At 70.1% G+C, this 23,105-nt stretch carries 19 protein-coding genes and 2 pseudogenes; 10 read left to right on the forward strand and 11 right to left on the reverse strand.

Annotated features, from left to right (window positions below; translation table 11 throughout):
* Positions 1-165: 165 nt before the first annotated feature.
* From OG990_RS18285 to OG990_RS18315, 7 genes and pseudogenes are all read right to left on the reverse strand, one after another.
* Positions 166-843 (reverse strand): RICIN domain-containing protein, encoded by a 678-nt coding sequence (locus tag OG990_RS18285; RefSeq protein WP_406081805.1) that lies wholly within the window; start codon positions 841-843, stop codon positions 166-168.
* 546 nt (positions 844-1,389) lie between these two features.
* Positions 1,390-2,406, reverse strand: a pseudogene (locus OG990_RS18290) (serine/threonine-protein kinase); the annotation flags it as partial.
* A gap of 485 nt (positions 2,407-2,891) precedes the next feature.
* Positions 2,892-2,981: a hypothetical protein gene (locus tag OG990_RS18295; protein WP_406081807.1), complete on the reverse strand. Its 90-nt coding sequence runs from the start codon at positions 2,979-2,981 to the stop codon at positions 2,892-2,894.
* A gap of 308 nt (positions 2,982-3,289) precedes the next feature.
* Positions 3,290-3,871 carry a dihydrofolate reductase family protein gene (locus tag OG990_RS18300; RefSeq protein WP_355605671.1) on the reverse strand — a complete coding sequence of 194 codons (582 nt, stop codon included), beginning with the start codon at positions 3,869-3,871 and terminating at the stop codon, positions 3,290-3,292.
* A 66-nt stretch (positions 3,872-3,937) separates the two neighbouring features.
* On the reverse strand, positions 3,938-4,777 hold the full coding sequence (locus OG990_RS18305; protein ID WP_406076354.1) for a helix-turn-helix domain-containing protein: 840 nt from the start codon (positions 4,775-4,777) through the stop codon (positions 3,938-3,940).
* Between the two features lie 202 nt (positions 4,778-4,979).
* A complete protein-coding gene (locus tag OG990_RS18310; protein ID WP_406076356.1) occupies positions 4,980-5,204 on the reverse strand; it encodes an NUDIX domain-containing protein in 225 nt (74 codons plus the stop codon).
* 204 nt (positions 5,205-5,408) lie between these two features.
* On the reverse strand, positions 5,409-6,797 hold the full coding sequence (locus OG990_RS18315; protein ID WP_355605650.1) for a cation:dicarboxylate symporter family transporter: 1,389 nt from the start codon (positions 6,795-6,797) through the stop codon (positions 5,409-5,411).
* Between the two features lie 113 nt (positions 6,798-6,910).
* Between OG990_RS18315 and OG990_RS18320 the strand changes: the two genes are divergently transcribed.
* Together OG990_RS18320 and OG990_RS18325 are read left to right on the forward strand one after the other, a co-directional pair.
* Positions 6,911-8,497: a sensor histidine kinase gene (locus OG990_RS18320; RefSeq protein ID WP_328425972.1), complete on the forward strand. Its 1,587-nt coding sequence runs from the start codon at positions 6,911-6,913 to the stop codon at positions 8,495-8,497.
* Positions 8,494-9,189, forward strand: a complete 696-nt coding sequence (locus tag OG990_RS18325; protein WP_328425970.1) for a response regulator — start codon at positions 8,494-8,496, stop codon at positions 9,187-9,189. The genes OG990_RS18320 and OG990_RS18325 overlap by 4 nt, the downstream gene beginning before the upstream one ends.
* A 65-nt stretch (positions 9,190-9,254) precedes the next feature.
* On the opposite strand, the gene OG990_RS18330 is transcribed toward OG990_RS18325, so the two are convergent.
* Both OG990_RS18330 and OG990_RS18335 read right to left on the reverse strand, forming a co-directional pair.
* Positions 9,255-9,569, reverse strand: a complete 315-nt coding sequence (locus OG990_RS18330) for a helix-turn-helix domain-containing protein (protein ID WP_406076359.1) — start codon at positions 9,567-9,569, stop codon at positions 9,255-9,257.
* A complete protein-coding gene (locus OG990_RS18335; RefSeq protein WP_355605644.1) occupies positions 9,569-9,961 on the reverse strand; it encodes a type II toxin-antitoxin system RelE/ParE family toxin in 393 nt (130 codons plus the stop codon). The genes OG990_RS18330 and OG990_RS18335 overlap by 1 nt, the downstream gene beginning before the upstream one ends.
* 356 nt (positions 9,962-10,317) lie before the next feature.
* Between OG990_RS18335 and abc-f the strand changes: the two genes are divergently transcribed.
* Positions 10,318-11,955, forward strand: coding sequence for a ribosomal protection-like ABC-F family protein (abc-f, locus tag OG990_RS18340; RefSeq protein ID WP_406076361.1), 1,638 nt, complete (start codon positions 10,318-10,320; stop codon positions 11,953-11,955).
* Positions 11,956-11,978: 23 nt separating this feature from the next.
* On the opposite strand, the gene dnaE is transcribed toward abc-f, so the two are convergent.
* The gene (gene dnaE, locus OG990_RS18345; protein ID WP_386991825.1) at positions 11,979-15,509 is read right to left on the reverse strand and encodes a DNA polymerase III subunit alpha; all 3,531 of its coding nucleotides are present in this window, start codon (positions 15,507-15,509) and stop codon (positions 11,979-11,981) included.
* A 134-nt stretch (positions 15,510-15,643) separates the two neighbouring features.
* Between dnaE and OG990_RS18350 the strand changes: the two genes are divergently transcribed.
* Positions 15,644-16,264 carry an L-threonylcarbamoyladenylate synthase gene (locus tag OG990_RS18350; RefSeq protein ID WP_328425962.1) on the forward strand — a complete coding sequence of 207 codons (621 nt, stop codon included), beginning with the start codon at positions 15,644-15,646 and terminating at the stop codon, positions 16,262-16,264.
* A 6-nt stretch (positions 16,265-16,270) separates the two neighbouring features.
* On the opposite strand, the gene OG990_RS18355 is transcribed toward OG990_RS18350, so the two are convergent.
* On the reverse strand, positions 16,271-17,446 hold the full coding sequence (locus OG990_RS18355; protein WP_406076364.1) for a low temperature requirement protein A: 1,176 nt from the start codon (positions 17,444-17,446) through the stop codon (positions 16,271-16,273).
* A 125-nt stretch (positions 17,447-17,571) separates the two neighbouring features.
* Between OG990_RS18355 and OG990_RS18360 the strand changes: the two genes are divergently transcribed.
* The 6 genes and pseudogenes from OG990_RS18360 to OG990_RS18385 all read left to right on the forward strand — a co-directional run bounded on the left by OG990_RS18360 (position 17,572) and on the right by OG990_RS18385 (position 23,056).
* Entirely contained in the window at positions 17,572-17,913 is a 342-nt protein-coding gene (locus OG990_RS18360) for a PadR family transcriptional regulator (protein ID WP_110564981.1), read from the forward strand.
* Positions 17,910-18,863, forward strand: a complete 954-nt coding sequence (locus tag OG990_RS18365; protein WP_406076366.1) for a permease prefix domain 1-containing protein — start codon at positions 17,910-17,912, stop codon at positions 18,861-18,863. The genes OG990_RS18360 and OG990_RS18365 overlap by 4 nt, the downstream gene beginning before the upstream one ends.
* A 131-nt stretch (positions 18,864-18,994) precedes the next feature.
* Positions 18,995-20,308, forward strand: a complete 1,314-nt coding sequence (locus tag OG990_RS18370; protein WP_355605626.1) for a sensor histidine kinase — start codon at positions 18,995-18,997, stop codon at positions 20,306-20,308.
* A gap of 23 nt (positions 20,309-20,331) precedes the next feature.
* Positions 20,332-21,023: pseudogene (locus OG990_RS18375) on the forward strand (response regulator).
* Between the two features lie 81 nt (positions 21,024-21,104).
* Positions 21,105-21,998, forward strand: a complete 894-nt coding sequence (locus OG990_RS18380; RefSeq protein WP_406076368.1) for an ABC transporter ATP-binding protein — start codon at positions 21,105-21,107, stop codon at positions 21,996-21,998.
* Positions 21,995-23,056 carry an ABC transporter permease gene (locus OG990_RS18385; RefSeq protein ID WP_406076370.1) on the forward strand — a complete coding sequence of 354 codons (1,062 nt, stop codon included), beginning with the start codon at positions 21,995-21,997 and terminating at the stop codon, positions 23,054-23,056. Before OG990_RS18380 ends, OG990_RS18385 begins: the two co-directional genes overlap by 4 nt.
* The last annotated feature ends 49 nt before the right edge of the window (positions 23,057-23,105 follow it).

Below are 23,105 nucleotides of genomic sequence, written 5' to 3' on the forward strand. Positions count from 1 at the left end.
TGCCCCCCACTCGGCCCAAGGGCTCAGCTGGCCCGCCTTTCTGGTTGGCGTTCCCGTTGCACTGGGGCCGGGTCGCCGTCGGAGCGGACGTGACCGTCGGCAATGGACGCGGCGACACTGACAGCGTGCACCGCGATGGCGGGCATCATCGCCGCTGACAGCAGCCTACTTCTGGTTGAACGTCTGCTTCGCGTTGAACACGCAGGTCCAGATCATCATCGGCGCGCCCGCCGCGTGGCCGTCGACGTCCAGACACCTGCCGGTCAGGCGGTTGAAAAGTGAGCGGCGCCCGTCCTTCTCGATCCACTCCCACTTCTGGGCATGCACGGTGGTGCAGTTGGCGGACTGCACGGCAACGCCGTCGCGCTTCTCACCCCAGGCGACGTCCAGGCAGAGGCTGCCCACCCGGATGGTGCCGTCGGACGAGAAGGACCACCACTGGTTCCGCACCTCCTGGCACTTGCGCAGCGTAACCCGCACTCCGTCGCGTTCGCCGCTGTTGAGGCAGAGCCCGGTCTCCTTGCCGACGATCTGCTTGGCGCCGGCCGGCCGGACCGGCGCAGCGGGTGGTGGAGCCGCCGTCGCCGAGGGCTGCTGCCCTGGGATCCCCGCAGCGGCCGTCGAACCACTGCCCGACCCGGTCGACGGGCGCCCCGCACCTCCTGCCGGTGGGACACTCGCCGATCCGGACGGCGGACCGGCGGCTAGCGGCAGCCCCTGGAAGCCATCCGTGATCAGCTCGAAGATCCCCCGGCTGACCGACCACTCGGCGTCCGAGGTGGTCCAGCCGATCGTGTACGCGTGCCCATTGCGATCGACGAAGGCGCGGCTCGTCGCCCGCATCGGCGTGCCGTTGGCATCGGTGTACGTCCACTCCCACTCAGCCGCCCGCACCTGGTAGTTCAGCGCGGCGAGCCGGACCCGCCGGTAGTTGCCGTACCGTTGACGCTCCGACTTTTCCCGCGTTCGTAGCCCGGCGACCAGATCTGCGGGGATCGGCCGGAGTTCGTCGAGGACGAACTGTCGGCTGCCGCCCGACTCGCGGAATTCGACCCCCTCGCCAACGCGTTGCGACCGCCAGCCGTCCGGCACCGGCACGAGGAAGCGGGGGTCGTCCCGGTGGTAGCGCCAGCCGGCCGACGGCGGCGGCAGCACCTGGGACACCGCCTCTTCGGCGATTGGAGAGGGATTGGCGGTCGGCGCTCTGCCCGCTTCGCCGAATGGTCGGCCGCTCAGCAGTGACGCGCTCACCACCAGCACGACCAGTACGGCAGCGGCGATCGAGCCGACCAGCCAACCCCGACGCCGCCGGGCCGGGCCGCTGGTCGGACCGGCCGCGGGGTCCGGCGGCGCGGCCGACTCGGGAATTGACGAGCTCGGGTCGGACCCGGACGATGTCGCGGAGACCGCCGGCAACGAGTCCGTCGTCAGGGCAGGAGGCGGCGACGTGGCGTTCGCCGGTGGGTCGGTCGACGGATCGACCGGCCCGCCGGACCCGGCGGTGACGAACTCGGGCACGATCGATCGGGGCGTGCCGTCGCCGGTGTTGATCCGGGTGAACGGCACGGCCGGTCCCGACGCGGCGGGCGTCGGGCCGACCGGGTTGCCCTGGTCGGCGGCGTGCCGCAGGAGGCGATCCGCCTCCTCGGCGCCGATCCGTTGATCCGGCTCTCGACGCAACAGTCCTTCAAGGAGCGGGGTCAGTTGGCCGGCTCGCTGGGCCGATGGTGGCGCCTCGGTGGCGAGCGCTGCCAGCGTCGCCATCGGAGACGAGCGGTGATACGGGGTGCGGCCCTCGACCGCCGCGTAGAGGGTGGCGCCGAGCGACCAGAGGTCGGCGGCCGGGCCGACGTCGCCGTCGGTGACCCGCTCCGGTGCGAGGTACGCCGGTGAGCCGAGCACCATCCCGGTCTGGGTCATCCGCGGATCGCCGGGGAGGGTGGCCAGCCCGAAATCGGTCAGCACCACCCGGCCGTCGTCGGCGAGCAGCACGTTGGCCGGCTTCACGTCCCGGTGCAGTACGCCGGCCCGGTGTGCGGCCCGCAGCGCACTCAGCACGCCCAGCCCGATCCGCGCGGCGCGGGCCGCCGACATCGGCCCCTCGGCTTCGAGCACCTCATGCAGGGATCGGGACGGGACGAGCTCCATCACGATCCACGGGTCGTCGCCCGAGTGCAGCACGTCGAAGACGCGTACCACGTTGATGTGGCCCAGGCGGGCGACGGCCCGCGCCTCGCGCATGGACCGTTCGCGCATCTCGCGGCGTTCGTCGTCGCGCAGGCCGGGCGGCGCCACCAACTCCTTGATGGCCACGTCTCGCTGGAGCATCTCGTCCCGGGCCTGCCACACGCGGCCCATCCCGCCCTGGCCGAGCGGACGGACCAATCGGTAACGATCGGCAATCATTTGTCGAGAAGCGTCGGGCACGACAGGAAATGTACCCGGCAATGATTACATGCCCAATTTCTCCGGCAGGCGAGAACCCGACAGTTACGTATGTCACACGTCGGCTCGGCGGTTCCCACCCCACCATTTCGACCAACTCCACCATGGACACCAGCATTGTTGCCCAGCGCGATGTTACCAACACGTAGATCGACTACGCGGCCATGAACACCGAATGCATCGAATCCACAGTAACCAAACATGCGTGGCTCCCGGTCCCTCCGGAATCAACCCAGGCAGCGTGAACAGCCCGTCTACGGGCTGAAGGCTCCGGTGCCTGCTGGTGTTGCTCGCCCGCCAGTCTCCCCAACTGATTCACGCCACCGCACCGCGTCGCCTGTGGACGGCGAAGCTCAATGCAGACGCGGGAGCAATGGCGAGTGGTTTATCGACTAGCGGGATAAGACGTAGCGGTGTCTGACGACACGGTGTTGTCCGCGGAGAAATCAAAAAGGCCGATCCAGCGAATCGGCTATGGTGCAGAAGATGACCGGGCTGATCATCATCTTGATCAGGTTGACGAAGCCGGTGCCGATCGGCGTGAGTTCCTTGCCCTCGGCTTCCGCAACTTCACCAACTACATCGCCCGATCCCTACTCGAGACAGGCGGATTCAGACCCCGACTACACCCTGCATTGGTGAAATGCCGCTCTTCCCGGGGGTCGGCCAAAGATACGACGGAAACCGGCAACCAGTGATCTTGAGTTGAACTTGCCGCAGGTGAGGTGCTGGGGCGGATCGGCGTCGGCTGCCCGACCACGGACAGCGATGCGCAAACGCAGCCGGAGGCCCGATCTTGTGTCACCGTTCGCAGTGGACTTCTTCGCGTACCCGCTCAGATCGGTCAACGGCGCACCCGATAGCGCAGGTGAAGCACCCGGTTGCTCTGAATCACCACGTCAGGATCCTCCAACAGGTGCTGCGCGTGGACCGACCCGAAGTAGCGCTTGCCGGACCCGAACACGACGGGTACGACGTCCATGCGCACCTCGTCGATCAGGCCCGCGGCAAGCACCTGGCCACCGACGTCGCCGGCGGCGACCTCGACCATGCGGTCACCCGCAAGCTCCTGCGCCTTGGCCACGGCTGCCTCGACGCTGTCGACGAAGTGAAACGGCGCCTCGGGGTCCCAGCCCTCGGGCTTCGGCCGGTGCGTCACGACGACCACGTGGTCGATCCCGCCCGGAGGCTTCCCGTCCCAGCCGTCCGTCATGTCGAAGACGTGGCGGCCGGCGATTGTCACCCCGATCTGGTCCCAGTACGGCCGGGTGTAGTCGTAGGACGTCTGCGACACCTTTAGCACGCCGCTCTCGTCCAACGGGACGTCACCGCTGGACAACCAGTCGAACAGCGGTCCGGGCTGGTCATTCTCGTCCGCGATGAAGCCGTCCACCGATACCGAGCTGTACATGACCACCTTGCCCACGGGGCTCTCCTTTGCTTTGGGGTGCCCCCAAATTAGCGTGTCGTGAGCTGTCGCTCTTGTAAGAAATCAATCGGCCGGCAGCGGCCAGCCGTCCAGCGCGTGGCCGGGATGTTCGCGCAGGAATCGCCGCCGGACTTCGACGTACCGGGTCGGCGTGAGCCCGGTGAACGCCCGGAACTCGTGGCCGAAGTGGGCCTGGTCGAAGTAGCCTGCGCCACCGGCGAGGTCGCCCCAGTCGATCGGTCCGGCGGGGTTGATCGCGAACACGGTGGCGGTGAAGCGGTAGGTGCGGGCCAGCCGCTTCGGCGTGACGCCGATGAGCTCCTTGAACCGCTGTGCCAGATGAGTGCTGCTGACACCGGCTGCCACCCTCAGGTCGCCGATCGCCACCGCCCCGCTGGTCGCCGCGATGACGCTGCTCGTATGGCGGACCAGCCCCAGGCCGGCGGTCTCGCACAGCCGTCGCATCAGCTCCTCCTCGAGCAGCGTCAGCATCTCGTGCGGTCCGTCCGCCGTGGCCAGCCGGTCTCGCAGCTCAGCAATGGCGGGCCGGCCCCAAACCTGCTCTACCGTCACCGGCCGGTCACACAGCTCGGCCGCGGGCATCGGCAGGAACGGCGCCGGCCCCCACGGCTTGAAGTGCACGCCGACGGACCGGGTCCGGGATGGGTAGCCGAACTCCCACGCGCGGGTGGGCATGGTGACCACGCAGCCGTCGGCGTACTCGGCCGTCTCGATGTCGGTGCCGGCGCGGATGCGGAACGGCGCCCCGAGGTTGACGATGAGCAACGCCGCCGGACTTGCCGGCAGCGTCAGCCGGGCGTACGGCGGCGCACCCTCCAGGTAGTAAAGGTCGTCGATCAGCCCGTCCAGCGGCGGTCGCGGCACTCTGGACACGTACTCCACGCCCACAGCATCGCCGCCACCGTGTTCGCGATCAACCCCGCCGGCATCGCGGGCCGAAATGGTCCAGCCGCGCTGCCGCCAGCATCGAGCCGGCGCCGATCCCGGACGAGCGCCGGGCCGCGGACATTTGTGTGGGATACGCGTGCTGCGTGAGCGATGGAGGATTCTCGGCCCTCCAGTGTCGCCCCGCATGGGGGAGGCGCTAAACCACCTCTGCTGGTTTACCGTGCCCTGCTACGCGGCCGCGGGCAATCTCGCGTTTGGATGCCGCAGGCGGCGACTCTCCGGGTTCGACAAATCCGCCGGGGATTTCCCAGTGCTTCTTGTAGCTCGGGCGTACGAGGAGCACGCGGCCTTCTTCGTCGAGGAAGAGGGCGCCTGCGGCGATGCGCGGGGTTGCCATGGGTGGCATCTCGTTGGCCGGCATCAGGGCAGCCTAGATGCGCTGGGTCTGGTCGATCACCTTGAGCCGCCGCGCCAGGCCGACCAGTTCAGCCGACGGCTTGCATCCTTGGATCGCGCGGCGGCCATCGAACTGGAGATGAACTGGGTGCCGTAGAGGACTGGCGTAAACGCAGGGGTCGCGCCGGCCCTGGCCTGGCGCGACCCCTGTTGGTTCCGGACTCCGGAGTCAGGCCGGCACACCGACCGGCGTTGCCGCCTCTTCGGACCGCCGCGTCGCCGACTCGTCCTCGTCGTCATGCTCGTCCAGCATCGTGGCCTCGTCGAACGGGTCGTCGCCGCGCAGCACCCCAGCCGCCCGATCCCGATCGAACTCCCCGGTCCAGGTCCCGACCAGCACGGTCGCAACCGCGTTACCGGCGAAGTTCGTCAACGCCCGAGCCTCCGACATGAACCGGTCGATGCCCACGATCAGCCCAACCCCGTCAACCAGGTCCGGCCGGTGCGACTGAAGGCCACCGGCCAGCGTCGCCAGCCCAGCGCCGGTAACCCCGGCAGCACCCTTGGAAGCAATGATCATGAACAGCAGCAGCGACACCTGCTCGCCGATCGACAGCGGCTTGCCCAGCGCGTCGGCGATGAACAGCGACGCCATCGTCAGGTAGATCGCCGTGCCGTCCAGGTTGAACGAGTATCCGGTCGGCACCGTGATGCCCACGACCGGCTTGCTCACCCCGAAGTGCTCCATCTTCGCGATGAGCCGCGGCAACGCCGACTCCGACGACGAGGTCGACAGGATCAGCAGGAACTCCCGGCCCAGGTAGCGCAGCAGCGAGAAGATCGAGATCCGGGCCACGAACCACAGCAGCGAGCCCAGGAAGACCAGCACGAAGATCAGACAGGTCGCGTAGAAGCCCACCATGATCTGCGCGAGGCTCTTGAGCGCGTCGACACCAGTCGCGCCGACCACGGCGGCCATGGCACCGAACGCGCCGATCGGCGCCAGCCACATGATCATGGCGAGCACCTTGAACACCACCCGCTGGATCACCCCGATGGCGTTCAGCACCGGCTCACCGCGCCGGCCCATGGCCTGGACGGCGAAGCCGACCAGCAGGGCGACCAGCAGCGTCTGGAGCACCTCTCCCTCGGTGAGCGCGGAGAGCAGCGTGGTCGGGATGACCCCGAGCAGGAAGTCCACCGTCCCGCCGGCCTCGTCACCAGCGGCGGCCTTGCCCGCACCGGCGAGGTCCTGACCCAGATTCAGGCCGGAGCCCGGGTGAATGAGGTTGCCGACCACCAGGCCGATGGCGAGCGCGACGGTCGACATGGTCAGGAAGTAGCCGAGGGCGAGGCCGCCGACCTTGCCGACCTTCGCGGCCTGCCGGACGGAGCCGACGCCCAGCACGATGGTGCAGAAGATGACCGGGCTGATCATCATCTTGATCAGGTTGACGAAGCCGGTGCCGATCGGCTTGAGTTCCTTGCCGAAATCGGGGGCGACGAGGCCGACCACGATGCCGGCCAGCACGGCCACGATGACGGCCAGGTAAAGGTACCGGGTACGGTCCCGGCGGACCGGCGGTGCCGGTGTGGTGGTGGATGCGGTGGTGTCCATGTCGACAATGTGAAGCGCGTCTCACACGTTGACAGCCTTGCGGTCATTCTGTTCACCGCGACATCACCGGTGACGCCGTCCAGCGACACAGGCGCAACGAGGAGGTGGTGGAGGTGGCCCGACGGCAGTGGAGCATCGCAGGGCAACTGTTCGCCCTCCAGGCCGTGGTGGTGACGCTGCTGGTGCTGGCCGGCGCGGCGGGGGCGTTCTGGCTGGCCCGCAGCGACTCCCAGCAGGCCGCACAGGAGGAGGTGCTCGCGGTGGCACAGACCGTGGCCCGCTCTCCCGACGTCCGCGAGGCCCTCACGACCGCCGACCCGGCCGGCACCCTCCAGCCGTACGCCGAGTCGACCCGGCTCGCGACGGGCACCGACTTCGTGGTGGTGATGGCCCCCGACCGGACCCGCTTCTCGCACCCGACCCGGGAGCTGATCGGCCAGCCGTTCGTCGGGGAGATCGAGCCCGCCCTGGCGGGCCACCCATTCACCATCACCAACGTCGGCACGCTCGGCGAGTCGGTGCGCGCGGTCGTTCCGGTGTACGACGACCAGCGGCGGATCGTCGGGCTGGTCTCGGTGGGTATCACCACCCGGGCCATCAACCGGAAGCTGCTCGGTCAACTGCCGGTGCTGCTGGGTGTCGCCGCACCGGCGCTCGCCCTCGCCGCGTCCGGCTCCTGGCTGCTCAGCCGCCGGCTGCGCCGCCAGACGCACGGTCTCGGGCCGGCCCAGATGACCCGGATGTACGAGTACTACGACGCGGTCCTGCACTCGGTGCGGGAGGGCCTCGTCGTGTTGACGACCGACCGCCGGGTGGCACTGATCAACGACGAGGGGCGCCGGCTGCTGGGCCTCGACGGGGACGCGCCCGTGACCGACCAGCCGGTGGCCGGGATCGACCTGCCGCCCGCGGTGGCCGAGCTGCTCACCTCCCGGCGGGACGCCCTCGACGAGCCCATCCTGGCCGGCGACCGGGTGCTGGTGGCCAACCAACGGACCACCCGCTTCGAGGGCGCGGTGCTCGGCACCGTGCTGACCCTGCGCGACCAGACCGAGCTGCGCGCCCTGGCCAGCGAGCTGGACTCGGTCCGCGCGCTGACCGAGGCGTTGCAGGCGCAGACCCACGAGTCGGCCAACCGGCTGCACACCGTGCTGACCCTGGTGGAGCTGGGCCGCGCCGACGAGGCGGTCCGGCTCGGCACCCGGGACCTGGCGCTGGCCCAGCAACTGACCGACCGGGTGGTCGGCGCGGTGACCGAGCCGGCGTTGGCCGCGTTGCTGCTCGGCAAGTCGGCGCAGGCCAGCGAGCGCGGGGTGGACCTGGTGATCGAGCCGGACTGCCGCCTCGACGACAGCCCCCTGCCGACCGGCGACCTCCTCACCGTGGTCGGCAACCTGGTCGACAACGCCCTCGAAGCGGTGGCCGGTACGCCAGCCCCCCGCCGGGTACGCGTCTTCGTCGGCGCGGTCGACGACGAGCTGGTGGTACGGGTCGCCGACAGCGGCCCCGGGCTGGCCCCGGACCGGGTGGCGGACGCGTTCCGGCGCGGCTGGTCCACCAAGAGCACCGGCCGGGGCCTCGGCCTGGCGCTGGTCGGGCAGGTGGTCCGCCGGCACGGGGGCCGGGCCGAGGTGGGCCGCTCGGACGACGGCGGCAGCCTGTTCACCGTCCGACTGCCGGTCGTCGGGGCCCGCCGATGACCGACATTCGGGTGCTGGTCGTCGAGGACGAGCCGCTGCTCGCGGAGGCGCACGCGGCGTACACCGAGCGGGTTCCCGGTTTTGTGGTGGTCGGGGTGGCGCACACCGCGCGGGCGGCGATGGCGGCGCTGCGCGCCAACGACGGCGGCGACGTCGACCTGGTGCTGCTCGACTTCCGGCTGCCCGACCTGCACGGCCTGGACGTCTGCCGGGCGCTGCGCGCGGCGGGCAGCAGCGTCGACGTGCTCGCGGTGACCTCGGCCCGGGACCTCGCGGTGGTGCGCACGGCGGTCTCTCTTGGAGTGACCCACTACCTGCTCAAGCCGTTCACCTTCGCCGCGTTTCGCGACAAGCTGGAGCGGTACGCCGACTACCGCGCCCAGGCGCTCGCCGACGGTGAGGTGGCCGCGCAGCACGAGGTGGACCGGATGTTCGCCACCCTGCGCGGCACGGCCGGGCACAGCCTGCCCAAGGGGTTGGACGCGCAGACCCTGAACCGGGTGCGCGCCGCCCTCACCGACGGAACCCGCGCGGACGTGGGGCTGTCGGCGACCGAGGTGAGCGCGCGGACCGGCATCTCCCGGGTGACCGCCCGCCGCTATCTGGAGTACCTGGTGACCGTCGACCGGGCGGCGCGCCGGCCCCGCTACGGCACGCCTGGTCGACCGGAGGTCGAGTACCGGCCTCGGTGAACGGCCCAGGCGGACAATCGGGCTGGCCAGCGCTGGTCGCCGGTATTAGCAGTGGACCTTCGTGTTCAGGCAATCTGGCGGAGGTCGTCGCCATAGTCGAAGATGATCCGCATCCGGGCGCCGAGTGCTCGTGCGTAACGGCTCAGCGTCGCGACCTCGTTGGCCTCCAGATCGCCATTTTCAATCTGGCTGACTCGGCCGGGCGTGACACCCATCAGCTCGGCCACCTGCCGCTGCGTCAGACCCAGCCGCTTCCGCTCTCCAGCAAGGTGGAACGCGCTGATCCACGCTTCGGTTCGGGCACGTTCTGCGTCGAGCGCTTCATCGTCTCCGTCGTGCAGCTCAGCCCGGATGTCGTCCCAGTCATGGAACCCGCTCATCAGCCCTCCCTCCGTTTCCTCTCGAAGGCTAGCCAGCCCTCGTACGCGATCTCAGCGACCGGAATCGCTTTCTCGTACCATCGATTCCAGTCCCCTGCCTTGTTGCCGGCCACCAACAGCACTGCCTGGGACCAGGGATCGAAGACGAACAGCACTCGAACAGCGACGTCCCGTCCGGACCTCGGTCGTAGTTCCTTGAGGTTGCTGATGCTCGAACCTCTGAGGGTGTCGACCAGGGGGCGCCCGAGGCCCGGCCCGGTCTCCGCGAGCATGTCGATCGCTACGTTGACCGACCGGTACGTCGCCGGGTCAGCCTGCCGCAGAGACCGCAACCAGTCCCGGACATCGGTTGTCGTCCTGATCGCCCAGCGACGTGGCGGCTCATGAGACATAGGAAAACTATAGCCTTACCTATACACGATGTCCCAGCGGAGCCGGGTCTGTTGCCCAGGGCGGCGGTCGACGAGCCGCCATAGCTTGACCGCTCGCCACAAGATCGAAGCGGGCCGCCCTATTGCCGTGGCGGGGGGAAGGTCCGTTGCTAGACTCGGCGGAGTTGGGTGTCAACGGTTGACGAGGGAGACCAGACATGGCGGGTGACGACGACATCTCCGGGTGATACCGGATGTCTCAGGCCACCGTTCGGCGCGCGTCAGCGCAGCCGCCGTGGCCATGCCGTCGTTCCACCGGTCCCCGTTTCGTCTCGGGCAGCTCCGGCGCGCCCACCCCACCCTTTGAGGTCACTCGCATGTCCGATGCGTTCATCGTCTGCTCGAACCTGTCCTTCTCCTGGCCGGACGACACTCCGGTCTTCTCGGAGCTGTCCTTCACCGTCCCCGGCGGCCGCACCGGCCTGGTCGCGCCCAACGGCGCCGGCAAGAGCACGCTGCTGCGGTTGATCGCCGGAGAGCTGCGCCCCAGCAGCGGCAGCGTCACCGTCGACGGTGTGCTCGGCTACCTCCCGCAGACCCTGCCCCTGGCCGGCGATCTGACCGTGGCCGAGGTGCTGGGCGTCGCCGAGCGGATCGCGGCGCTGCACGCCATCGAGGCCGGCGACGCCAGCGAGGAGCACTTCGCCACGATCGGCGACGACTGGGACATCGAGGAGCGCACCCGCGCCGAGCTGGACCGGCTCGGCCTGGGTGAGCTGTCGCTCGACCGACGTCTGCACACCCTCAGCGGCGGCCAGGTGGTCTCCCTCGGCCTGGCCGCACAACTGCTCCGGCGCCCCGACGTGCTGCTGCTCGACGAGCCCACCAACAACCTGGACCTGGAGGCCCGGCACAAGCTCTACGACGTGCTGTCGGAATGGACCGGCTGCCTGCTGCTGGTCAGCCACGACCGGGAACTGCTGGACCGGATGGATCGCATCGCCGAGCTGGACCGTGGCGAGATCCGCTGGTACGGCGGCAACTTCACCGCGTACACCGAGGCGGTGCGGGCGGCACGGGAGGTGGCCGAGAGCAACATCCGCAACGCGGAGCAGGAGGTCAAGCGGGAGAAGCGGGAGATGCAGCAGGCCCGCGAGCGTGCCGACCGGCGAGCCAGCAACGCCAGCCGCAACCTGAAGAACGCCGGCCTGCCGAAGATCTTCGCCGGGACCATGAAGCGCGGCGCGCAGGAATCCGCCGGGCGGTCCCAGGAAACGCACTCCAACCGGGTCGGCCAGGCCCAGGCGCGGCTCGACGAGGCCGGCCGGGCGCTGCGCGAGGAGGACCGGATCGTCGTGGACCTGCCGGACACCACCGTCCCGGCCGGCCGCACGGTCTTCTCCGGGCTCGGCATGCGGGTCCGCTTCGACGACCGGGAGCTGTTCGCCGGCGACGGCGCCGACCTGGTGATCCGGGGGCCGGAGCGGATCGCGCTCACCGGCCCCAACGGCGCCGGCAAGTCGACGCTGCTGCGCCTGCTCGACGGCGACCTTGAACCGGCGGACGGCGAGATCCGGCGGGCCGACGGCCGGATCGCGTACCTGTCGCAGCGGCTGGACCTGCTGGACCTCGACCGCACGGTGGCGGAGAACTTCGCCGCGTACGCGCCGAGCCTGCCGGACGCGAAGCGGATGAACCTGCTCGCCCGGTTCCTGTTCCGGGGCGCCCGGGTGAACCTGCCGGTCGGGGTGCTCTCCGGCGGCGAGCGGCTACGCGCCACCCTCGCCTGCGTGCTCTGCGCCGAGCCGGCACCGCAACTGCTGCTGCTCGACGAGCCGACCAACAACCTGGACCTGGTCAGCGTCGCGCAACTGGAGAGCGCGCTGACGGCGTACCAGGGCGCGTTCGTGGTGGTCAGCCACGACGAACGGTTCCTCGCCGAAATCGGCGTGCAGCGCTGGCTGCGGCTGGCCGACGGCCAGCTGCGGGAGATCGCGGCCCTCGACCGGGGCTGAGCCTGGCGGCGTCCTCGGCCCGGTCAGCTCACGTTGGCCGGGCCGAGGACGCTCTTCAGGTCCCCCATCAGCGCGGTGGTGGCCGCCACCCGGAACGGACCCAGCCGCAGGGTGGTGGTGCGCCCGCCGTTGAGCAGCTTGATGTGCACCTCGGTGTCGCCGGGGTGCAGCACCAGGGTCTCCTTGAGCTTCTCCACCAGCGGTGGCGTGCAGCGGTGCACCGGGATGGTGAGGGTGACCGGCTTGTTGGTGGCGCTGGTGCTGACGTCCGGCATGGACATGTCCATTGCCATGATCCGCGGGGTGTCGTCGCGGCGGTCCACCCGTCCCTTGACCACGACGATGGCGTCTTCGGCGATGTACTGCCCGATCACCTCGTACGTGTTGGGGAAGAACAGCGTCTCCACCCCGCCGGCCAGGTCCTCCAGCGTGGCCGAGGCCCAGGCCCGGCCCTGCTTGGTGACCCGGCGCTGCACCCCGGACAGGATGCCGGCGAGGGTGACCACCGCCCCGTCGGGCACCGCGCCGTCCTCTGCGAGGGAGGCGATGGTGGTGTCGGCCGCCGCGCCGAGGATGTGCTCCAGGCCGAACAGCGGGTGGTCGGAGACGTACAGGCCGAGCATCTCGCGCTCGAAGGCCAGCTTGTCCCGCTTGTCCCACTCGCTGTCGCCGATGGTGGGCATCACCGTCGTGCTGCCGGTGTCGGCATCGCCGAAGCCGGCGCCGAAGAGGTCGTACTGGCCGACCGCCTCCTTGCGCTTGACGTCGGCGTACGCGTCGATGGCGTCGGCGTGCACCGCGAGCAGGCCCTTGCGGGGGTGCTCCAGCGAGTCGAAGGCGCCCGCTTTGATCAGCGATTCGATCGTCTTCTTGTTGCAGACCACCGCGTCCACCTTGGACAGGAAGTCGTAGAAGTCGGCGTAGTCGCCCTTCTCCTCCCGGCAGCGCATGATCGACGCGACCACGTTCGCGCCGACGTTGCGCACGGCGGCCAGGCCGAAGCGGATGTCCTTGCCGACCGGGGTGAACGGCCCGGCCGAGGTGTTCACGTCCGGTGGCAGCACCTGGATGCGCATCCGGCGACACTCGGACAGATAGAGCGCCATCTTGTCCTTGTCGTCGCCGACGCTGGTCAGCAGCCCCGCCATGTACTCGGCCGGGTAGTGCGCCTTCAGGTACGCGGTCCAGTAGGAGACCAGCCCGTACGCGGCGGAGTGCGCCTTGTTGAAGGCGTACCCGGCGAACGGCACCAGGACGTCCCAGACCGCCTGGATCGCCTCGTCGGAGTAGCCGCGCTCGCGGCAGCCGTCCCGGAACGGGATGAACTCCTTGTCGAGGATCTCCTTCTTCTTCTTACCCATCGCCCGGCGCAGCAGGTCGGCCTGACCGAGGGTGTAGCCGGCGAGGATCTGCGCCGCGCGCTGCACCTGCTCCTGGTAGACGATCAGGCCGTGGGTGGGCGACAGGATCTCCCGCAGCGGCTCCTCCAGCTCCGGGTGGATCGGCGTGATCTCCTGGAGGCCGTTCTTGCGCAGCGCGTAGTTGGTGTGCGAGTCGACGCCCATCGGGCCCGGCCGGTACAGCGCCAGGACGGCGGAGATGTCCTCGAAGTTGTCCGGCTTCATCAACCGCAGCAGCGAGCGCATCGGCCCACCGTCGAGCTGGAACACGCCGAGGGTGTCACCGCGGGCCAGCAGCTCGTAGGCGGCCTTGTCGTCCAACGGCAGGGCCAGCAGGTCGAGCTGCTTACCGTGGTTGAGCTTGATGTTCTTGACCGCGTCATCGATGATCGTCAGGTTTCGCAGGCCGAGGAAGTCCATCTTCAACAGCCCGAGCGACTCGCAGGTCGGGTAGTCGAACTGCGTGATGATCGCCCCGTCGGCGTCGCGGCGCGTCAACGGGATGTGCTCGATGATCGGCTCGGCGGACATGATGACACCGGCCGCGTGCACACCGGTCTGCCGGATCAGCCCCTCGATGCCCTTCGCGGTGTCGATCACCTTGCGCACGTCCGGGTCGGACTCGTACAGGCCGCGGATCTCGCCGGCCTCGGCGTAGCGGGCGTGCTTCGGGTCGAAGATGCCGGTGAGCGGGATGTCCTTGCCCATCACGGCCGGCGGCATCGCCTTGGTGATCCGGTCGCCGACCGCGTACGGGAACCCGAGCACCCGGGCCGAGTCCTTGATCGCGGCCTTCGCCTTGATCGTGCCGAAGGTGGCGATCTGGGCGACCTTGTCCTCGCCCCACTTGTCGGTGACGTACTTGATCACCTCGCCGCGCCGACGCTCGTCGAAGTCGATGTCGACATCCGGCATCGAGACCCGCTCGGGGTTGAGGAACCGCTCGAAGATCAGGCCGTGCAGGATCGGGTCGAGGTCGGTGATGCCCAGCGCGTACGCGACGAGGGAGCCGGCGGCCGAACCACGGCCCGGCCCCACCGCGATGCCCTGGTTCTTCGCCCACTGGATGAAGTCGGCGACCACGAGGAAGTACGACGGGAAGCCCATCTGGTTGATGACGCCCAGCTCGTACTCGGCCTGGACGACGTGCCCCTCCGGGATGCCGCCCGGGTAGCGGCGGGCCAGGCCGGCGAAGGTCTCCTTGCGGAACCAGGACTCCTCGGTCTCCCCCTCCGGGACCGGGAAGCGCGGCATCAGGTTGTGGAACTCGAACATCCCGGTCGGGTCGACCTTCTCGGCGACCAGCAGGGTGTTGCGGCAGCCCTGCTGCCACAGCTCCGAGGAGTCGACCCCGCGCATCTGCTCGGCGCTCTTGATGAAGTAGCCGCCGCCCTCGAACCGGAACCTGTTCGGGTCGTCGATGTTGCTGCCGGTCTGCACGCAGAGCAGCACGTCGTGCGCCGTGGCCTGCGCCTCGTGGGTGTAGTGCGAGTCGTTGGTGACCACCGGCGGGATGTCGAGCTTGCGGGCGATCTCGGTGAGACCCTCGCGGACCCGGCTCTCGATGGAGAGGCCGTGGTCCATGATCTCCAGGAAGTAGTTGTCCTTGCCGAAGATGTCCTGGTAGCTCGCGGCGACCTTGAGCGCCTCGTCGAACTGACCCAGCCGCAGCCGGGTCTGCACCGCACCGGAGGGGCAGCCGGTGGTGGCCATGATGCCCTCGGCGTGCTCGGCGATCAGCTCCATGTCCATCCGGGGCCACTTGACGTAGTGCCCCTCCATGGACGCGCGCGAGTTGAGGGTGAAGAGGTTCTTCAGGCCCTGCGCGTTCTTCGCCCACATGGTCTTGTGGGTGATCGCGCCGTTACCGGAGATGTCATCGCTCTTCTGCTCCGGCCGGCCCCACTTGACCCGCGCCTTGTGGTAGCGCGACTCCGGCGCCACGTACGCCTCGACGCCCAGGATCGGGGTGATCCCGGCGGCCATCGCCTGGTTGTAGAAGTCGTTCGCGCCGTGCATGTTGCCGTGGTCGGTGATCGCCACCGCCGACATGCCGAGCCGGTTGGCCTCGGTGAACAGGTCCTTGAGCCGGGCCGCTCCGTCGAGCATCGAGTACTCGGTGTGCACGTGCAGATGCGCGAACGAATCGGCCATGCGTGGCGCCCCCCGGCGGTGTGGATCTTGATGGTCGGAACCGACCGGGACCTACCCTACCGAGGTGATCTCGGCGGCTCCACCGTCCGCGCCGAGGGTGGCCCGCGTCTCCTCGCAGCGCCTAGTCTCGGGGGATGGCGAGGTACTACGACGTGCACCCGGAGAACCCGCAACCCCGGGTCATCCGCCAGGTGGCCGACCTGATCCGCGACGGCGGGCTGGTCGCATACCCGACCGACTCCTGCTACGCGCTCGGCACCCAACTGGGCAACCGCGAAGGGCTGGACCGGATCCGCGAGATCCGCCACCTCGACGATCGGCACCACTTCACCCTGGTCTGCAGCGACTTCGCGCAGCTCGGCCAGTTCGTCCAGATCAGCAACTCGGTCTTCCGCCTCGTGAAGGCCTCCACCCCGGGCAGTTACACCTTCATCCTGCCGGCCACCCGCGAGGTCCCGCGCCGGATGTTGCACCCCCGCAAGCGCACGGTCGGTGTCCGTGTACCCCGGCACACCGTCACCCAGGCGCTGCTGGCCGAGTTGGGCGAGCCGCTGGTGTCGAGCACCCTGGCCCTGCCCGGCGAGGAGGAGCCGATGACCCAGGGATGGGAGATCAAGGAACGGCTCGACCACCTTCTCGACGCGGTGCTCGACGCCGGCGACTGCGGCAAGGACCCGACGACGGTGGTCGACCTGTCCGGCCCCGAGCCGGAGATCCTGCGCCAGGGTGCGGGCGACCCGTCGCGCTTCGAGTAGCGGCGCTCAGGTCGTCGCCGGCGCCTGGGCCGGATGCCGCTGGGCTCTCAGGAGTTCGCCGACGGCGACGTGCAGCAGCACGAGGCCGGCGGCGACGCTCACCGCCAGACCGGGCAGGCGCACCGCGAGCGGCCCGAGGGCGATCGCCGCGACGAGACCGACGACGTGGGACAGCGGCACACGCTGGTAGACCTCGTGCTCCAACACCGCCCGGCCGCAGAGGAAGAGCCCGGCACCGCCCAGGATGAGCGCGGTCATGGGGGTGCCCGGCTGCTCCCCCGGCCACGCGATGACGCGTTCGACGCCCGCGGCCGTGCCAACCACCCCGGCCACCATCAACCAGTGGGCGTACGGATTGGTCTGCACGAGCCGGCCTCGGTGAGGTGACGACTCGATGGCGGCGCGGAGCGTCGCGCCCGCTCCTCGTGCGTAACTCCACCACAGCACCACGGCCGTCAGGAACGCCGTGCCGAAGGCGCCGATCCGGCCCGCGGTGAACGGCTGGTGGCTCAGGCTGAGGACGCTCACCAGGATGAGTTCGCCCAGGGTGAGGATGTAGATCTGCTGGTACCGCTCGGCGAGGTGCTCGGGCGCCACCTGGTACTGCGGCAGGGGTGGCCGGCCGGGGATCGGGAAGCGGAACCCGAACGCGATGTAGTCGACGGCCAGCGCCGCCAGCCACACGACCAGCCGCCACCCGGGGTCGGACACCAGGCCGCCGACCACCCAGAGGATCCCCGAGCCGAGGCTCCAGACCAGGGCGCGCACGGACCGCTCCTGCTCCGACCGGCCGCGCAGGGACCGGATGAGCGTCAGCCCGCGGCCCAGGTTGATCGCGGCCCAGGTCCCGCCGAAGATCAGCCCGTGGTCGCCGAACGCGGCCGGCAGCGCGGCCGACATCAGCATGAGGCCGAACATGACACCCAGGATCAGGTACGGGATCGGTCGCTTCCGCGGACTGTAGGTGTCGGTGATCAACGTGGTGGTCACCCATACCGCCCAGAGCGTCGACAGGACGAGTAGGCCCTGGCTGATGCCGGTCCAGGTCTGGTCGGCGGCCATTTTCGCCGACGTCAACGCCAGGCCGGCGACGACGGCGAGGTCGAAGAACAGCTCCAGCAGATCCGCCCGCTGCGAGCCGCTCGGGATGCGGGTCAACGGCAGACGTGGCTCCTTCGTCACCGGCTCTCCGCCATGGGGACAGCTTCACATCCAGGGCCGGACCGCCAGCCACATTCGCCGGACCCGAGCGGACACGATGTTATCGGTCTAGACAACACTGTGTGTCACACAGTATGGTGTGACACATGGTTAGCGAGGACGTTCTGAGGACGCACCTACAGGAGTTGCGTCGAGGCACCGTCGTGGTAGCCAGCCTGGTCGCGCTGCGCCGACCGGACTACGGCTACGCACTGCTGCAACGGCTCACCGACCACGGCTTCCCGGTGGACGCCAACACGCTCTACCCGCTGCTGCGCCGCCTGGAGGACCAGGGCCTGCTGACCAGCGAGTGGAACACCGAGGAAAGCCGGCCGCGCAAGTTCTACCGGACCAGCGACGAGGGCGAGTCGATGCTGAGCCGGCTCCTCGACGACCTCGCCGCCGTACAGACCTCTATCACCGGGCTGATCCAAGGAGTAGACCGATGAACACCCTGACCGACCGCTATCTCGCCGCCACCCTGCGCTCGGTGCCCACCCAGCGCCGGGACGAGATCGCCACCGAGCTGCGCGCCTCGATCGAGGACATGATCGAGGACCGGACCGGCGGCGGCCAGGACACCACCACCGCCGAGCGGGAGGTGCTCACCGAGCTGGGCAACCCGGACCTGCTGGCCGCCCGGTACACCGACCGACGGCTGCAGCTCATCGGCCCGACCTACTACCTCGTCTGGCTGCGGCTGCTGAAGGTGCTGCTCAGCCTCGTCCCGGCGATCGTCGGCACGGTGGTCGCGGTCATCGACGTGGCGGACGGCAAGGGCTTCGGGGCCATCGGCTCCGGCATCGGCACCGCCATCGAGGTGGCCGTGCAGATCGCCTTCTGGCTCACCCTGACCTTCGCCCTCATCGAGCGCTTCCAACCCGTCTCCGGCCTGCCCGATTGGACCGTCGACCAGCTGCCCGACGTCCCCGCGCACCGGGACATCTCTCTCGCCGACACCATCGCCTCGGTGGCCATGCTGGCGCTGACCATCGGCTACCTGCCCTTCCAGCACTACCAGTCCTGGGTGCACGAGACCGACGGTGGCAACATCCCGATCCTCGACCCGGCGCTGTGGTCGTTCTGGTTGCCGGCGCTGATCGCGGTGCTGTTGGCCACCATGGTGTTCGAGATCGTCAAGTACCGGATCGGGCGCTGGACCTGGACCCTGTTCGGGGTGAAGGCCCTGCTCAACCTGGCTTTCACGGTGCCGGTGGTGTGGTTGGCGCTCTCCGACCGGCTGCTCAACCCGGCCCTGGGCGATCGGCTGAGCTGGCTGGCGGAAGGGGACAACCGGAACACCCTCGGAGCTGCCATCGCGGTGGGCGCGGCCGTGGTGCTGGTCTGGGACCTGATCGACACCGCCACCAAGAGCCGCCGCCAGTCGGCGCGGGCGTGAGCAGCAGCCGACCAGGCGGCCCGGCGCGGACCCCGCGCCGGGCCGCCGCCCGTCCACCGGACCAGGCCACCGTCGTACGGACCGGCGAGCGGCCGTGGCGGTTGGCGTGGCCGGCGTGGCATCGTTCCCGGATGACCGTGGCACAGCGTGACGAATGGCGTCGCCCGGCTCCGACACCGGAGCAGCGCCGGATCGATCTCTGGATCGGGCTGGCGGTGACCCTGCTGGCACTGGTGAGCCTCACCCTGGCGCGCAGCACCGGGGCGTTCCTGCTGGGCCCGCCGCCGTCCGGGCCGGAGCAGGTGCTCTGGACCGTCGCGGTCACCCTGCCGCTGGTCTGGCGGCGGCGCTGGCCGGCCGCCACCCTGCTGGTCGTCTCGGTGGCGTTCATCGCCGCGCAGGCACGGTCGGCTCCGGAAACCCAGCTCTCCTCGTGGGCCCTGTTCTGTGCCATCTACACCGTCGGCGCCTGGGGACGGGACCGCCGGCTCGCCCGCCAGCTGCGGATCGGCGTGATCGCCGCCATGTTCGCCTGGATGGGTATCTACTACGCGGTGAGCATCGGCCACATCCCGCCCGGTGCCTTTTCCGACGCGGTCGGGCCGGTGCCACCGGTGCTCGCCGCGATGGTGAGCGGCGTCCTGATCAACGTGTTGTACTTCGGCTTCGCGTACTTCTTCGGTGAGACCTCCTGGGTGGCCGCGCGGCGCGAGCACGAGCTGCGCGCCCAGGCCGAGGAGCTGCGCCGGTCGCAGGCCGAGGCCCGTGAACGGGCGGTGCTCGGCGAACGGGTGCGCATCGCCCGGGAGCTGCACGACGTGGTCGCACACCACGTGTCGGTGATGGGGGTGCAGGCGTCCGCGTGCCGCCGGGTGTGGGACCGCGACCCGGGCAAGGCCCGGACGGCGCTGAGCGCCATCGAGCAGAGCGCCCGCACCGCCGTCGACGAGCTGCGCCGGATGCTCGGCGTGCTGCGCGCCCCCGACGGCGACGCCGCGGCACCGCCGCCGTCGACCGGGACGGTCGACCGGATCGACGAGCTGGTCGAGCGGGCCCGCGCCGCCGGGCTCACGGCCACCGTCGGGGTGTACGGCGAACCGGTCCCGCTACCCGCCTCGGTCTCCCAGACGGCGTACCGGGTGGTGCAGGAGGCGGTGACCAACACGCTGAAGCACGCCGGGGCCAGTCTGCTCGACGTGCGGATCCGCTACCTGGCACGAGAGGTGGAGTTGGACGTGAGCGACGACGGACGGACCGGCACTGCGCTCCACGCGGACGGGCTCGGCCTCATCGGCATGCGGGAGCGGGTAGCCGCCCAGGACGGCGTCCTGGAAGCCGGCCCGCGCCCCGGCGGCGGCTGGCGGGTCCGCGCCCGACTACCGCTGCCCGCCGAGACGTCGAGGCTGGGCGAAACCGCCGCGGCCGGCGCGGGGTGGTCGGCGTGACCGCCCCGCCGGCCGACGCCACGCTGCCCGGCGCGGACGACCCGATCCGGGTGCTGCTCGCCGACGACCAGCACCTCGTCCGCACCGGCTTCCGGGTCATCCTCGAGGTGGAGGACGACATCGAGGTGGTTGGCGAGGCGGCGGACGGCGCGCGCGCCGTCACCATGACCCGGGCCACCCAACCGGACGTGGTGCTGATGGACGTGGAGATGCCCGGGATGGACGGGCTGGAGGCCACCCGGCGGATCACCGGGGACGGGCCCGACGCACCAGCGGTGCTGATCCTCACCACCTTCGACCGCGACGACTACCTGTTCGCCGCGCTGCGGGCCGGGGCCAGTGGCTTCCTGCTGAAGAACGGCACCCCGGAGGAGCTGATCGAGGCGATCCGGGTACTGGCCAGGGGCGACGGTCTACTCGCCCCGGAGATCACCCGTCGGGTGATCTCCACCTTCGCCCGCCCCGGCGACCCGACGGGCACCGCCCACCAGGGGCCGGCCGCCGAGGCCGCACTACGCGAGCTTCGCGCGAACGGGAGGTGCTGGTGCTGCTCGCCGCCGGATCCAGCAACGCGGAGATCGCCACGACCATGCACCTGGGCGAGGCGACGGTGAAGACACACGTGAGCCGGGTACTGGCCAAGCTCGGCCTACGCGACCGGGTGCAGGCGGTGGTCTTCGCGTACGAGAACGGGGTGGTCCGCCCCGGCGGCTGACCGGCATCCGCCGCGAGGTGGACCCGCCGGCTCAACCGCCGGGCGGACGGCGGACCGACGTGTTCTCTCTACCGTGGGTGCGTGACCAGAACGCTCCGCCTCGACGGCGTCGACCGCAGCTTCGGCGACCGGCAGGTACTCAAGAACGTCTCCTTCGAGGTGGCCGCCGGCCGGATGACCGGCTTCGTGGGCGCCAACGGCGCCGGCAAGACCACCACCATGCGGATCGTCCTGGGCGTGCTCGCCCCGGACGCCGGCGAGGTCACCTGGCAGGGTGCCCAACTGACCCGGGAGGACCGGCAGCGGTTCGGCTACATGCCGGAGGAACGCGGCCTCTATCCGAAGATGAGCGTCCGGGAACAGGTGACCTACCTCGGCCGCCTGCACGGGCTGAGCGCGGTCGCGGCCCGGCGCAGCACCGACACGCTGCTGGAACGGGTCGGGCTCGACGAACGCGGCGACGACCTCCTGGAGACGCTGTCACTGGGCAACCAGCAGCGCGCCCAGATCGCCGCCGCGCTGGTGCACGACCCCGAGGTGCTGGTGCTCGACGAGCCGTTCTCCGGCCTGGACCCGCTGGCCGTCGACACGGTCGTGACGGTGCTGCGGGAGCGGGCCAAGGCGGGCGTGCCGGTGCTCTTCTCCAGTCACCAGCTCGACGTGGTCGAGCGACTCTGCGACGACCTGGTGATCATCGCGGACGGCACGATCCGGGCCGCCGGCAGCCGGGAGCAACTGCGCGCGACGTACACGGTGCCCCGGTTCGAGCTGGTGGTCGACACCGACGCGGGCTGGCTGCGCGACCAGCCCGACGTGACGCTGGTGGACCTGGACGGCGCCCGCGCGGTCTTCGACCTCGCGCCGGGCGCCGACGAGCAGGCCGTGCTGCGGGCGGCCCTTGCCCGGGGCCCGGTGCGCGCCTTCCGCCCGGTCACCCCCTCGCTCACCGAGATCTTCCGAGAGGTCACCCAGTGAACACCTACCAGGCCACCCGGCTGGTCGCCGCCCGCGAGATCCGGGTCAAGCTGCGCGACCGTACCTTCCTGTTCGGCACGCTCTTCTTCCTGCTGATCGCCGCGGCCGGCACGATCCTGCCGCCGTTGCTCTCCGGCGGGCCGGCGAGTGTCGCGGTCACCCAGGACGCCGCCGGCCCGCTGCGGGCGGCCGGCCTCGACGTCCGCGTGGTGCCCGACGACGGCGCCGCCGAACAGGCCGTCCGCGACGGCGACGTGGACGCCGCGGTGGTCTCCGGCCCGGCGGTGCTCGCCATGGACGAGGCCCCCGACGACGTGGTGCAGGCGTTGAGCAGCGCTCCGCCGCTACGGCTGCTGGACCCGGACGCGGTCGACCCGGTGGTGGCGTTCCTGGTGCCGTTCGTCTTCGCGTTCGTCTTCTTCCTCACCTCGCAGACCTTCGGCCTGCAGATCGCGCAGAGCGTCACCGAGGAGAAGCAGACCCGGATCGTGGAGATCCTGGTCGCGGCCATACCGGTACGGGCGTTGCTGGCCGGCAAGGTGATCGCCGGCGGCATCCTGGCGCTCGGGCAGATCGCGCTGATCGCCCTTGTCGCCGTCGTCGGCATGCAGATCGGGGACAGCGGCGACCTACTCACCCTGCTGGCCCCGGCGATCGGCTGGTTCGTGCCGTTCTTCCTGCTCGGCTTCGTGCTGCTGGCCGCGATGTGGGCGGCGGCCGGAGCACTGGTCAACCGGCAGGAGGACATCGCCGGTGTGTCGACGCCGGTGCAGCTCGCCGTCATGCTGCCGTTCTTCGCGGTGATCTTCTTCAACGACAACCCCGCCGCCATGAAGGTGCTGTCGTACCTGCCGATCTCGTCGCCGACGGCGATGCCGCTGCGGCTCTTCACCGGGGACGCGGCCGGCTGGGAGCCGATCGTCTCGCTGGCCATCCTGCTGGTCGGCGCCTGCGCCTTCGTGGTCGCCGGGGCCCGCATCTACGAGGGGTCGCTACTGCGGACCAACGGCCGGACCTCCCTGCGCGCCGCCTGGCGCGAGCGGGAGACCATCGGCTGACCGGTGACCGGCCCGGGCGGGCGTCGGTGTCCTGATCGGACACCGGCGC

The sequence above is a fragment of the Micromonospora sp. NBC_00858 genome (genome assembly GCF_045207365.1).
Lineage (GTDB): Bacteria > Actinomycetota > Actinomycetes > Mycobacteriales > Micromonosporaceae > Micromonospora.

Bases quoted from the DNA above. Each gene is read 5' to 3' on its own strand.
- OG990_RS18335 (WP_355605644.1), bottom strand. From the start codon at position 9,961: ATGTCTCATGAGCCGCCACGTCGCTGGGCGATCAGGACGACAACCGAT.
- OG990_RS18370 (WP_355605626.1), top strand. From the start codon at position 18,995: ATGACCGTGGCACAGCGTGACGAATGGCGTCGCCCGGCTCCGACACCG.
- OG990_RS18325 (WP_328425970.1), top strand. From the start codon at position 8,494: ATGACCGACATTCGGGTGCTGGTCGTCGAGGACGAGCCGCTGCTCGCG.
- OG990_RS18360 (WP_110564981.1), top strand. From the start codon at position 17,572: ATGGTTAGCGAGGACGTTCTGAGGACGCACCTACAGGAGTTGCGTCGA.
- OG990_RS18310 (WP_406076356.1), bottom strand. From the start codon at position 5,204: ATGCCGGCCAACGAGATGCCACCCATGGCAACCCCGCGCATCGCCGCA.
- dnaE (WP_386991825.1), bottom strand. From the start codon at position 15,509: ATGGCCGATTCGTTCGCGCATCTGCACGTGCACACCGAGTACTCGATG.
- OG990_RS18365 (WP_406076366.1), top strand. From the start codon at position 17,910: ATGAACACCCTGACCGACCGCTATCTCGCCGCCACCCTGCGCTCGGTG.
- OG990_RS18350 (WP_328425962.1), top strand. From the start codon at position 15,644: ATGGCGAGGTACTACGACGTGCACCCGGAGAACCCGCAACCCCGGGTC.
- OG990_RS18315 (WP_355605650.1), bottom strand. From the start codon at position 6,797: ATGGACACCACCGCATCCACCACCACACCGGCACCGCCGGTCCGCCGG.
- abc-f (WP_406076361.1), top strand. From the start codon at position 10,318: ATGTCCGATGCGTTCATCGTCTGCTCGAACCTGTCCTTCTCCTGGCCG.
- OG990_RS18330 (WP_406076359.1), bottom strand. From the start codon at position 9,569: ATGAGCGGGTTCCATGACTGGGACGACATCCGGGCTGAGCTGCACGAC.
- OG990_RS18285 (WP_406081805.1), bottom strand. From the start codon at position 843: ATGCGGGCGACGAGCCGCGCCTTCGTCGATCGCAATGGGCACGCGTAC.